Here is an 11,403-nt window from a genome sequence, read left to right on the forward strand (position 1 = left end):
TGAACAGGAGAACCGCCCGTAGTCCCCACCGTCGACACCAATCCCCGAATGACGATTGAGTTGAATCCCGGGGCCAGACACCCCGATCCCGGGCACGGCAGTCCGGATGGGCACCCACCGGGAACCGAATCCCGTCGGAAACCCCGGACAACGAGAGACGCTGCCGTGAGTTCCGCATACCCGGACAGTGGATCGTCGGGTGTGTACCTCCGGACCGCCGGCCACGGTGGACAGGGAAGGCCACTGGGATTCCGGGCCCCGGGCAGTCGTGGATTTCCGTATCGGCGAATCAGCTCTGTCGAACGAACGGTGACAGTGGGCGTCAACATGTCGGAGACCACGGACCGGGCCCGGAAGCGGTCGCCGGTGGGGCGAACTCTGATTTCGGATGGTGACGCGTTGTCGCTATACTTGATTGAGGCTCAGGGACGAACAAGCCCTCACTCGTGGAGACTCGTGGAGAGCGGATCGTCCCTGGGAGAAATCAATCGCGGGCCTTTAGCTCAGTTGGTAGAGCTACGGACTTTTAATCCGCAGGTCGTGGGTTCGAGCCCCACAGGGCCCACCGCATCGCCACGCCACCACGACACGAAGTCGGGTGGCGTGGCTTTTTCAGTCCGTGTGCCCACCGGAACCCTGGATCGATGTCCTCAACGCGGTGCCGAGCGGCGATCAGGGTATGTGACAGGCTCAACGAGTCCTGTTTCCGGGAACAGGTGACCGGCGCCGGTACTCGGAAAACGGCTCCAGCAGCGGAGCGCTCCCGGACCTCCCTTTCACCGGATCGGACGTTCCGCCACTCCAAGTCCTGCCCCGGAGGGCATCCCGGGAAAAGGACGAAGGTCAGCCACAGGCTCTCCCATCGGTGACTGAGGTGCCGCACAGCTTTCCGGACAGCAACCGTACGTCAGATCGACACTGCCGATACCGGGTCGGCTCCTGTTTTGTTACGCTCCTGATCCTGTGGAGATGAGCGTTCCGGTCCACTTTCCGTGATTCGTCCGCGTGCGGGCGCGTGGGCGATGGCGGTGCACACGCACATGCGTGGGTGTCGGGCGCAGGGAGGCATGGGGGCGGATGGGGTGCACATGACCGCGCGGGGTCACGGAAGCTCTGTATTCCACCGTGCCAGAGTCTCTGATGAGCGAATGCCGGTAAAGTGACGGGACGTTTGACCAGCATCTTTGAACTGCGGTTTTGTGCCACAGCCATTTCCCAAGTATATTCTGAACAAGCCGCTGAGAGCAGTGAGCATCACTGCTGTCCAGTTGCGAGCTCCCATCGTCTAGGGGCCTAGGACACCGCCCTTTCACGGCGGCGACACGGGTTCGAATCCCGTTGGGAGTACCACTTTTCCACCCAGTGGAGAAGTGCGAGAAAATTGAGGCCCTGTGGCGCAGTTGGTTAGCGCGCCGCCCTGTCACGGCGGAGGTCGCGGGTTCGAGTCCCGTCAGGGTCGCAGAAACCCCGGTAGTTCTAGGGCTACCGGGGTTTCTCGCTGTTTCGATGGATCTCCCCGGGGTGCCTGTCCCCGAAGGAATGGCGAAGTGCCGGGAGTCTGGCGGGAAGAGTCTGGTGGAGGTCATAAGTGCCGCCTGTGCTGTGGATTTGTCGAAAATCGCGCCGCTGTGTAAAGTTTCCTCTCGTGCAACGGGTAACCCCCACGTGCACAATCAAGGCCCTGTGGCGCAGTTGGTTAGCGCGCCGCCCTGTCACGGCGGAGGTCGCGGGTTCGAGTCCCGTCAGGGTCGCGAGAACGTCTACGGATGTTCTTTGGCCAGATAGCTCAGTCGGTAGAGCGTCCGCCTGAAAAGTGGAAGGTCGCCAGTTCGATCCTGGCTCTGGCCACAATGACGCCCCCGGGTTTCCCGGGGGCGTTTTTGTCTGTCCCCGTGCACTGTGGCGCCAATCTGCTGCACCTCGCTGCACAAAGGGGGGCATGAACATCCGCGGGGCCGCGGCACAGCCGGCCGCTCCTGCCGTGGCGCCGACGGTCGACGCCACGGCGCCCCCGGCGAGGTTCCACGGCACACCCGCCGGGTCGTCACTCCCCACCACGACGGTGTCGAGCGGTGGGGAACTGCCGTAGCTCCCGTACCTTGACCCGGAGGCGCATCAGGGCACCCGGCACAAGATCGTGTTGGCCCCGCACATTTTCAGGCTGCAGCGCGCCCACGACACCACCGTTGAGTACACCATCACAGGTCCGTACACGGTCCGGGTGGTGAACTCGTGCACCGACACTGGTTCAGCGGACCCCTCCGGCATCGAAGGGCGGGGGTCAGGGGTGCCGATCCGGCGACGCAGACTTCGCTCCGCGTCTGATTCAACGGTGCGCCGTCCGAGAACCCCGACGGCCCGACCAACTGACGGATGACGTGGATGTCCGCCGACGGCGCCACCGTGCTCGTCGGGAATCCCGGGCGGACCGTCGGGTTCGTGCTCTCCCGCAAACTGTCCCTCACTCCCGGTGAGTGGTCCGAGGTGCGCGACATCGTCGCCGCGAGGGGTTACAATTCGTGCACGTTCATCACCTCGCCGGCGACCGGCGGACGAGCGGGCCACCCGCTGTGCGCTCTCTGGGTCCATCGGTGCCGGCGGGGTCACACCTCCGACAGAAGGGGCGACACCGATGGCTGAGACCGGCACCCGTGTGTTCCACGATGCGCAGAACCACCGCTACGTCATCACCGTTGACGGCTCCGAGGCGGGGTACGCCGCCTACACCGTGGAGGCTCCGGAGAATGACGGCCCCGCTGTGCGGGACTTCAACCACACCGTCGTCGACCCCGCTTTCCGGGGGCGCGGGTTGAGCGGGCCCCTGATCCGGTTCGCACTCGACGATTCGCTCGAGGCGAACCTGACCTACCGCGCGACCTGTTCCGCGGTGGAGCACTTCATCGGGAAGAACCGGGAGTACGCCGACGGGCTGGCCGGACCGGTGTAGCGGCGATTCTCGAAGGAAAACGCCCCGCACGCGTGAGCGTGGGGGCGTTTTCCTGTTGTCGTGGTCCGGTCAGAACAGCGGAGGTTCCTTGTCGACGTAGCGATCTGGGTCGACGAGCTTCTTGCACTCACTGGTCTTGCGTGGTCGGTTGACCGCCGGAATACCGACCGCGATGTGATTGGCCGGCACGTCCTTGGTCACCACTGCGTTGGCTCCGATCGCACTTCCGCATCCGATGGTGATCGGTCCGAGCACCTTCGCGCCGGCACCGACGGTCACGTTGTCCTCGAGGGTCGGGTGCCGTTTCGTCTGGGTGAGGACCTGACCGCCGAGCGTCACCCCGTGGTAGAGCATGACGCCGTCGCCGATCTCGGCGGTCTCGCCTATGACGATACCCATGCCGTGGTCGATGAAGAACCTGCGGCCGATGGTGGCGCCCGGATGGATCTCGACACCGGTGAGGAAACGGGTGATCTGGGCGAGGATCCGCGCGGGACTGCGCAGGCCCCGCGTCCACAGGGCGTGGGCGACGCGGTGCGACCAGATGGCGTGCAGCCCCGAGTAGACGATGGCGTTCTCGACATCGCCCCGGGCCGCGGGGTCATGCTCACGCGCGTTCGCCAGGTCTTCTCTGATCATCGTCAGCAGCCGGTACATGGGAGCCAATCCTATCAGCGCAGCAGGGCCGCCTTTTGCCCGGACGTCGGGCGACCGGAACCGGCGGACCGGGTTGGCGCTGTGCGCACCCGACCACGCGATGTTCCTCGGCGGGATCAGTTCCGGATGTCGTCGAAGAGGACGGTGGAGACGTAGCGCTCGCCGTAGTCGCAGACGGTGGTGACGATGGTCTTGCCGGCGTTCTCCGGACGGGCGGCCAGGTCGAGCGCGGCACGCACGTTGGCCCCCGTCGAGATGCCGCCGAGGATGCCCTCGCTCCGGGCGAGCTCACGGGCGGTCGCGATCGCGTCCGCGTTGCTCACGGTGAGCACATCGTCGAGGATCCGGCGGTCGAGGACCTCGGGGACGAAGTTCGCGCCGAGCCCCTGGATCTTGTGGGGACCCGCCTTGCCGGTGGACAGCAGCGCGGATTCGGCGGGCTCGACGGCGTAGATCTCCACGTCCGACCTGCGGTCCTTCAGCACCGCCCCCACGCCGCTCACCGTGCCGCCGGTGCCGACTCCGGTGACGAAGATGTCGACCTTTCCGTCGGTGTCGTTCCAGATCTCCTCCGCGGTGGTGGAGCGGTGGATCTCCGGATTGGCGGGGTTCGCGAACTGCCGCGCTAGGATCGCGCCCTCGTTCTCCGCGACGATCTCGTTGGCTTTGTCGACGGCCCCCTGCATGCCGGCCGCACCCGGGGTGAGGACGATCTCGGCGCCGTAGGCGCGGAGCATGACCCGACGCTCCATCGACATGGTCTCCGGCATGGTCAGGATGACGTGGTAGCCGCGGGCCGCAGCGACCATGGTCAGTGCGATACCGGTGTTCCCCGAGGTCGCTTCCACGATCGTGCCACCGGGTTTCAGGGAACCGTCGGCCTCGGCGGCATCGATGATGGCCAATCCGATCCGGTCCTTCACGCTGTTCGCGGGGTTGAATGACTCGAGCTTGACCAGAATCTCTGCGTCCAGGTTCTCGGTCATCCGGTTCAGCCGCACCAGGGGCGTGTTTCCGATGGTGTCGGTGATGTTGTCGTGGATGTTCGCCATGAGGGTTCTCCTTAGAGGATTTTCCGGTTCATCAGTTTGTTGGCTGCCGCGGGCACGGCCTTTGGCTGTCACGCTACACCATAAATAGACCGCAATATAGACAGTGTGGTCTATTTCGTGCTATGTGCGCCCGCTGGTGCGGATTCGGTGACGTCAGATGGGGAAACTGTTTTCACCAGCGGATACGGGACCCTGAATGAGGGTAGGTGTTTCCAGCTTCGGGGTTCATTCGGCCTGCGCACGTGTTACCGTTCCACACGTCGCAGTGATCGGGAATGCCGGTGGGAATCCGGCAGCGGCCCTCGCCACTGTATGACTGTCGCCGATGGTGGATCTGTCCGCCGCCAGGGGCTTCACGCCGCAGCACGCCACTGCCTGTACGGGATCCTCCGGGGTTCAGGGTGGGAAGGCGCGGTGTCGAGGTTTCGTAGGAGAACCGAGGTATCCGGTTCCCGTTGACGACCGTCAAAGCCAGGAGACCGGCTGCGACCGTGAGTTGACCAGTCGGTCCGCGAGGTGTCGGACCCGTCCCAGAAAGAGAAGTACAGTCATGCACATCGCAGAAGGCTTTCTACCTGCCGGCCAGGCTCTCGCCTGGACCGCGGCTGCAGCCCCGTTCGTCGTCCACGGTGGATGGGCGGTGAAGAAGCAGCTCGCCAAGGCACCCGAAACCGGGCTTCTCCTCGCGGCTGCCGGAGCGTTCACCTTCGTTCTCTCGGCCATCAAGATCCCGTCCGTCACCGGCTCGAGCTCCCACCCGACGGGTACCGGCCTCGGCGCCGTGTTGTTCAAGCCCCCGGTGATGGCATTCATGGGCGGCATCGTCCTGCTCTTCCAGGCACTGCTCCTCGCCCACGGCGGCATCAGCACCCTCGGCGCCAACATCTTCTCCATGGCGATCGTCGGCCCCTGGGTCGGATACGGGGTGTGGGTTCTGCTCCGCCGTGCCGGCGCGGGTGCGGACATCTCGATCTTCTTCGCGGCGTTCTTCGCCGACCTCTCGACCTACATGGTCACCTCCGTTCAGCTGGCGCTCGCCCACCACGCCGGTGGATTCGTCAATTCCGTTCTCACCTTCCTCGGGCTGTTCGCGACCACGCAGATCCCTCTGGCGATCGTCGAGGGCATCGTCACCGTCCTGATCTTCCGCAGCCTGCGGGTCATCGCGACCAAGGAACTCGACGTCCTCGGCGTGTTCTCCCGGATCCGGAACACGGACACCCGCGAGCCCGCCACCGTGAGCTGACCTGAGCTGTCCGTAGTCGGCCGGCTCCACGCCGGTGAAGAACACAACCATGAAGAACACGCCTGAGGAGAACCCCACCATGTCCAACACAAACAACAAGGGCGGCGGACTCGCCGTCACCATTGCCCTGATCGTTCTCGCCGCGGCGATCGCGGTATTCCCGATGTTCTACAACCTCGGTGACCCCGACGCCGAGGAGCAGTTCGGCGGCTCGGACGGTGCCGCCGAGGAAATCGTCGCCGAGCAGGACCCCGACTACGAGCCGTGGGCGAGCCCGCTCATCGGCGAGCTGCCGGGTGAGGTCGAGTCCGGCCTCTTCGCCTTCCAGGCCGCACTCGGCGCCGGTGTGCTCGGCTTCGCGATCGGCAACTACCGGGGCCGTACCCGTGCCGAGGAGCGCGGGGCGCGGGAGTCCGGGGCAACCGGCACGACGGCAGCAGCGGGGCCCAAGCCCGGCACTGATGCCTGAATCGCGTCGGAGCTAACGTCATGAACGCTCTGGAGGTCGCCGCGGCGAACTCTCCGTGGGCCCGTGTCAACGTGGGGGAGAAGGTCCTGCTCATCCTGGGACTTCTCGTACTGGCCATCTCCCTCCCCCCGCTGCCGGCACTGCCCATCATCGCCGCGGTGCTGATTCTGCTCGCGGTATCCGCCAAGGTGCCGCCCCGGCTGTACGCCGGACTGATCCTGGCGCCCGCCACGTTCATACTGCTGGGCCTCGGGCCGCTGGTGTTCTCGGTGTCGACGTCGGGCCTGCGCTGGATCGACGGCGGACTGGTCGATGCCGCGACGGTTCTCGCCCGCACGGTTGTCGGTATGTCGGCGACCATGCTCTTCGCCCTGACCACCCCCATGTCCGAGCAGCTGGTGTGGTTCCGTTCGGTCGGGGTGCCCGCGCCGCTCGTCCACATCACGATGCTGACCTACCGCATGACGGGCACGCTCATCACCACCGCGAGGACGATGTGGGAGGCGCAGGCGGCACGCCTCGGGCACAGTAGCCGCAGGCGCTGGATCCACTCGGTCGCGGGCCAGGCCGCGAGCCTCTTCGTGCTCTCCTTCTCCCGTGCCCGTGCGCTCCAGGAGGGGATGGAGCTCCGCGCCGACATCTCGGAGATCTCCACCCTCCACGCCAGCAGACCCGTCCGGTGGCCGGTGATCATCGGAAGCGTCGCGCTTCTGGCGGCTGTCGCCGCGATCGGACTCATCTTCCGGTGAACCGGATCTCCTCACCACCTGCCGATCCCGCCCACGCACCGTCCCATCTATGGAGGACCCGTGTCACACCCAGCAACACCACTCGTTGAACTAGTCGACGTGGATTTCTCCCACGGCCCGGAGCTTCCCGTGTTGAGGTCCGTGGATCTGAGAATCGACACCGGCGCCAGGATCGCGGTGCTCGGCGCCAACGGTTCCGGCAAGTCCACCCTCTTCCGGCTGCTCGCCGCGGCATGGAAACCCGATCGCGGGGAACTGCGTCTCGACGGCGAGCCAGTGCACTACAACCGTGCGGGGAGGGATCGCGTCCGCCGACGGGTGCAGCTCGTGCTCCAGGAACCCGACGACCAGATCTTCGCGACGTCCGTTTCCGCCGACGTCGCTTATGGTCCGGTCAACATGGGGCTCGACCGGGATGAGGTGACCCGGCGGGTCGATGCAGCCATGACGGCGGCCGAGGTGGCGGATCTGGCAGACCGCGTTCCCCACCAGTTGTCCTACGGGCAGCGGAAGCGGGTGGCGCTCGCAGGCGCCCTCGCCATGGATCCGGCGGTCCTCCTCCTCGACGAACCGACCGCGGGCCTCGACCCGGCGGGCGGTCGGCAGCTCCTCCGGACCCTCGAAGAACTGAACGCGAAGGGCACGGCGGTGGTGCTGTCCACCCATGACGTCGACCTCGCCTACGCCTTCGCCGACACCGCGGTGGTGCTGACCGACGGGCGGCTGGCCGGTGGCGGCGTCGATGAGATTCTCACGGACAGGGATCTGATGGAACGGGCCCGCCTCGGGCTACCCTGGGCGCCGCTGGTGAGTCGTGCCCTGGGGCGGAGGGTCAGTGCCCCACAGGAACTGCCCTGAATTGGTGGCTACCCCCGAGGTGGGGGCACAGGGGAGAGCGGAAAATGTCATCAGAAACGTGATGTTACTTACGTTCAATGTCTGAACCGGGACGGAAACGGGGGTGATTTGTGGGGGGCATCAGTTTCGACGGGTCGGGGCGTCGACCCCTCCTGTGGAGGGGGGAAACGCCATTTTTCCCCTCCTGCGAAAATATTTTCGAACCACTTTCGGCAGCGGGTCTGCTGCCCAGCTGAGCGGTGTAAACGGCGTCCTCCACCGGGGTTGGTCCGCGGTTGTTTGGGGTGCATTTCCGGTCATTGGGGAGCATTCCCCCGCGCTGTGCGGACTGTGTTCACGGCCGCCGGACGCCAGGGGTATCGGGAGGGGGCCGGGAATAGACCACATCACCCCTTAGCCGGACGCCCGTTTTCCTGATTTTGGGAAAAATTACCGATATTGACGGGCTCATCACCCCCTGGGGAGTGGTTATACTGCACCTTGGAAAGATGTTGGCTCGCCCGACGGGGGCACCTGACCGGGTGGATGCGCAGGAGGTACATGTGGACTCACAACGTACGAAAGACGACGAAGAAGCGATCCGCACCGCGCTCTCGTCGTTGAGAACGGCCACCGGAATCCCGGTGACGATGTTCGCGACGGTACTGCCGGACAACAGGCTCCAGATCAGCGCCTGGGTTGGGCTCAGGACCCCGGCACTCCAGAACCTCGTCATCGATCACGGTTGCGGCGTCGGCGGCAGGGTCGTCACCACCAGGCGCCCGGTCGGCGTCAGTGACTACACCCGTGCGAACGTCATCTCCCACGAGTACGACAACGTCATCCAGGATGAGGGGCTCTTCTCCCTCGTCGCTGTTCCCGTCATCGTGCACCGTGAGATCCGGGGTGTCCTCTACGTCGGCGTGCACTCACCGGTGCGTCTCGGGGACAAGGTCATCGAGGAGGTCACCATGACCGCCCGGACCCTCGAGCAGGAGCTGGCCATCAACTGCGCCGTGCGCCGGAGCGAGGGAGGGCGCGCCGGAGCGAAGTCCGGCCGCATCATGAATGGTGCGGAGTGGGAACAGATCCGGTCCACCCATTCGAAGCTCCGGATGCTCGCCAACCGGGTCGAGGACGAGTCCCTCCGGCTCGAGCTGGAGGAGCTGTGCGACCAGATGGTCACTCCGGTCCGGGTCAAGCAGACGACCAAGCTGTCCGCGCGGGAACTCGACGTACTCGCCTGCGTGGCGCTCGGGCACACCAACGTCGAGGCTGCGGAGGAGATGGGTATCGGTGCGGAGACCGTGAAGTCCTACCTGCGCAGCGTCATGCGCAAGCTCGGCGCGCACACCCGCTACGAGGCCGTCAACGCGGCACGTCGGATCGGCGCACTGCCCTGATCCCCCTTGTCCCCCTGACCCCGGATGCACCGCGTCCGGGGTCAGCCGCGTTCTACCGCCCGTCGTGTCGCCCGGAGCCCGGTACCCACGGCACGTCGTCGCCGTTGTTGGCGACCCTGCCCAGGATGAACAGGAGGTCGGACAGACGGTTCAGGTAGCGCGCGGGAAGAACCGACGTCGTGTCCGGGTGCTTCTCCACCGCCACCCAGGCTGCCCGCTCGGCCCGGCGGGCGATGACGCGCGCGGTGTGCAGCAGTGCTGCGGCCGGCGTTCCTCCGGGGAGGATGAATGAGTTGAGGGACGGGAGATCGGCGTTGAACCTGTCGCAGTCGCACTCGAGCCCGTCGATGTAGGACTGGGCGACTCGCAGCGGCGGGTACTTCGGAGACTCCTCGATCGGGGTGGCGAGATCCGCCCCGGCGTCGAAGAGTTCGTTCTGTATCCGGCGCAGGACCCCGACGATCTCCTCCGGCGGGTCACCGAGCGCCAGGACCTGACCGATCGCGCAGTTCGCCTCGTCGCACTCGGCGTAGGCGATCAGACGTGCGTCATTCTTCGGGACCCGCTCGAAGTTGGACAACGCGGTCGTGCCGTCGTCTCCGGTGCGGGTGTAGATCTTCGTGAGGTGTACGGCCATGTCCCCACGCTAGACAAAAAACCCGGTGCGTGAGGGGCGGGGGAGCGGCCCGCGCACATGAGGACGGGCCAACCACTAGGCTGGGGCACTGTGAAGGAACGATTCTTGGTGACAGGCGGCGCACGACTTTCGGGTTCCGTGAAGGTGACGGGCGCGAAGAACAGCGTGCTGAAACTCATGGCCGCGGCTCTGCTCGCGGAGGGGACGACCCTCCTCCGGAACTGCCCGGAGATCCTCGACGTACCCCTCATGGGTGACGTTCTGCGGGGGCTCGGCTGCGAGGTGGAGATCAACGGGTCCGATGTCCGGATCACGACGCCCGCCGAACTCCGCAGCAGTGCCGACTTCGACGCCGTCCGGCAGTTCCGCGCTTCCGTGTGCGTGCTCGGACCCCTCACCGCCCGCTGCGGGAAGGCGGTGGTGGCCCTACCCGGTGGAGACGCAATCGGATCCCGCCCCCTCGACATGCACCAGAGCGGCCTCGAACGGCTGGGGGCGGTCACCGAGATCCGTCACGGCTGCCTGGTGACGAGTGCCCGGAAGCTCAAGGGCGCGACCGTCGCCTTCGACTTTCCCTCGGTGGGGGCCACGGAGAACATTCTCACTGCGGCCGTACTCGCGGAGGGCGTCACCGTCCTGGACAACGCGGCGCGTGAACCGGAGATCGTCGATCTGTGCAACCTCCTCAACAAGATGGGTGCCCGGATCGAGGGCGCGGGGACGAACACACTCACCATCACCGGCGTCGACAAGCTGCAACCCACGGAGCACACCGTCGTCGCGGACCGGATCGTCGCGGGAACCTGGGCGTACGCCGCCGCGATGACGCAGGGGGACATCACCGTCGGCGGTATCTCACCCCAGTTGCTCCACCTCCCGCTGGCGAAGCTGAAGCTGGCCGGTGCGGACGTCGAGACGTACGAGAACGGGTTCCGGGTACGGATGGACAGGCGGCCCACCGCGGTCGACTACCAGACGCTGCCGTTCCCCGGTTTTCCGACGGACCTGCAGCCCATGGCCATCGGCATGGCCGCCATCGCCGACGGAATGTCGATGATCACCGAGAACGTCTTCGAGTCCCGATTCAAGTTCGTCGGGGAGATGCTGCGCCTCGGGGCGACGGCATCCGTCGACGGGCACCACGTAGCGGTCCGCGGGGTTCCGCAACTCTCGTCCACCACCGTGTGGTCGAGCGACATCCGCGCGGGAGCGGCCCTGGTCCTCGCGGCCCTGTGCGCCGAGGGGGAGAGCGAGATCCGGGAGGTCTTCCACATCGACCGCGGCTACCCGAACTTCGTCGAGTCACTCAACGCACTCGGCGCGGATGTCCGGAGGGTTCCGGAATCCTCGTGAGGATGTCCGGGAGTGTCGGTAACCATCGGTTGAATATCCGTAAACCCTCAATG

The 11,403-nt window shown here is 65.9% G+C and carries 12 protein-coding genes, 5 tRNA genes and 1 riboswitch; of the genes, 14 read left to right on the forward strand and 3 right to left on the reverse strand.

Annotation, left to right across the window (positions count from 1 at the left end; all coding sequences use genetic code 11):
- Positions 1-492 precede the first annotated feature (492 nt).
- The 8 genes from JIM95_RS11180 (at position 493) to JIM95_RS11215 (ending at position 2,947) form a co-directional block, all read left to right on the forward strand.
- Positions 493-565: transfer RNA gene (locus JIM95_RS11180), tRNA-Lys, on the forward strand.
- A gap of 709 nt (positions 566-1,274) precedes the next feature.
- Positions 1,275-1,350, forward strand: a tRNA-Glu gene (locus JIM95_RS11185).
- Positions 1,351-1,385: 35 nt separating this feature from the next.
- A tRNA-Asp gene (locus tag JIM95_RS11190) sits at positions 1,386-1,459 on the forward strand.
- Positions 1,460-1,677: 218 nt separating this feature from the next.
- A tRNA-Asp gene (locus JIM95_RS11195) sits at positions 1,678-1,751 on the forward strand.
- A gap of 24 nt (positions 1,752-1,775) precedes the next feature.
- Positions 1,776-1,848: transfer RNA gene (locus JIM95_RS11200), tRNA-Phe, on the forward strand.
- 91 nt (positions 1,849-1,939) lie between these two features.
- Positions 1,940-2,089 carry a hypothetical protein gene (locus tag JIM95_RS11205; RefSeq protein ID WP_200257311.1) on the forward strand — a complete coding sequence of 50 codons (150 nt, stop codon included), beginning with the start codon at positions 1,940-1,942 and terminating at the stop codon, positions 2,087-2,089.
- 284 nt (positions 2,090-2,373) lie between these two features.
- Positions 2,374-2,640 (forward strand): lipocalin family protein, encoded by a 267-nt coding sequence (locus JIM95_RS11210; RefSeq protein ID WP_200257313.1) that lies wholly within the window; start codon positions 2,374-2,376, stop codon positions 2,638-2,640.
- Positions 2,633-2,947, forward strand: a complete 315-nt coding sequence (locus JIM95_RS11215; RefSeq protein ID WP_200257315.1) for a GNAT family N-acetyltransferase — start codon at positions 2,633-2,635, stop codon at positions 2,945-2,947. The genes JIM95_RS11210 and JIM95_RS11215 overlap by 8 nt, the downstream gene beginning before the upstream one ends.
- Positions 2,948-3,016: 69 nt before the next feature.
- On the opposite strand, the gene epsC is transcribed toward JIM95_RS11215, so the two are convergent.
- A complete protein-coding gene (epsC, locus tag JIM95_RS11220; RefSeq protein ID WP_200257317.1) occupies positions 3,017-3,604 on the reverse strand; it encodes a serine O-acetyltransferase EpsC in 588 nt (195 codons plus the stop codon).
- A gap of 116 nt (positions 3,605-3,720) precedes the next feature.
- Positions 3,721-4,656, reverse strand: a complete 936-nt coding sequence (cysK, locus tag JIM95_RS11225) for a cysteine synthase A (protein ID WP_200257319.1) — start codon at positions 4,654-4,656, stop codon at positions 3,721-3,723.
- 246 nt (positions 4,657-4,902) lie between these two features.
- Positions 4,903-5,157, forward strand: a riboswitch (cobalamin riboswitch).
- 49 nt (positions 5,158-5,206) lie between these two features.
- On the opposite strand from cysK, the gene JIM95_RS11230 reads away from it, so the two are divergent.
- From JIM95_RS11230 to ramA, 5 genes are all read left to right on the forward strand, one after another.
- Positions 5,207-5,902 (forward strand): energy-coupling factor ABC transporter permease, encoded by a 696-nt coding sequence (locus JIM95_RS11230; RefSeq protein ID WP_200257321.1) that lies wholly within the window; start codon positions 5,207-5,209, stop codon positions 5,900-5,902.
- Between the two features lie 79 nt (positions 5,903-5,981).
- Positions 5,982-6,371 (forward strand): energy-coupling factor ABC transporter substrate-binding protein, encoded by a 390-nt coding sequence (locus tag JIM95_RS11235; RefSeq protein ID WP_200257323.1) that lies wholly within the window; start codon positions 5,982-5,984, stop codon positions 6,369-6,371.
- A gap of 20 nt (positions 6,372-6,391) precedes the next feature.
- Entirely contained in the window at positions 6,392-7,120 is a 729-nt protein-coding gene (gene cbiQ, locus JIM95_RS11240) for a cobalt ECF transporter T component CbiQ (protein ID WP_200257325.1), read from the forward strand.
- 60 nt (positions 7,121-7,180) lie between these two features.
- Positions 7,181-7,978, forward strand: coding sequence for an energy-coupling factor ABC transporter ATP-binding protein (locus JIM95_RS11245; RefSeq protein ID WP_200257327.1), 798 nt, complete (start codon positions 7,181-7,183; stop codon positions 7,976-7,978).
- A 542-nt stretch (positions 7,979-8,520) separates the two neighbouring features.
- The gene (gene ramA / locus JIM95_RS11250; RefSeq protein ID WP_198739425.1) at positions 8,521-9,360 is read left to right on the forward strand and encodes an acetate metabolism transcriptional regulator RamA; all 840 of its coding nucleotides are present in this window, start codon (positions 8,521-8,523) and stop codon (positions 9,358-9,360) included.
- A 52-nt stretch (positions 9,361-9,412) separates the two neighbouring features.
- Here ramA and JIM95_RS11255 read toward each other — a convergent pair whose 3' ends face one another.
- Positions 9,413-9,997 carry a cob(I)yrinic acid a,c-diamide adenosyltransferase gene (locus JIM95_RS11255; RefSeq protein WP_200257329.1) on the reverse strand — a complete coding sequence of 195 codons (585 nt, stop codon included), beginning with the start codon at positions 9,995-9,997 and terminating at the stop codon, positions 9,413-9,415.
- A gap of 90 nt (positions 9,998-10,087) precedes the next feature.
- Here JIM95_RS11255 and murA point away from each other — a divergent pair, with 90 nt between their 5' ends.
- Positions 10,088-11,350, forward strand: coding sequence for a UDP-N-acetylglucosamine 1-carboxyvinyltransferase (gene murA / locus JIM95_RS11260; RefSeq protein WP_200257335.1), 1,263 nt, complete (start codon positions 10,088-10,090; stop codon positions 11,348-11,350).
- Positions 11,351-11,403: the final 53 nt, after the last annotated feature.

It is taken from the genome of Corynebacterium antarcticum, assembly GCF_016595285.2.
Lineage (GTDB): Bacteria > Actinomycetota > Actinomycetes > Mycobacteriales > Mycobacteriaceae > Corynebacterium > Corynebacterium antarcticum.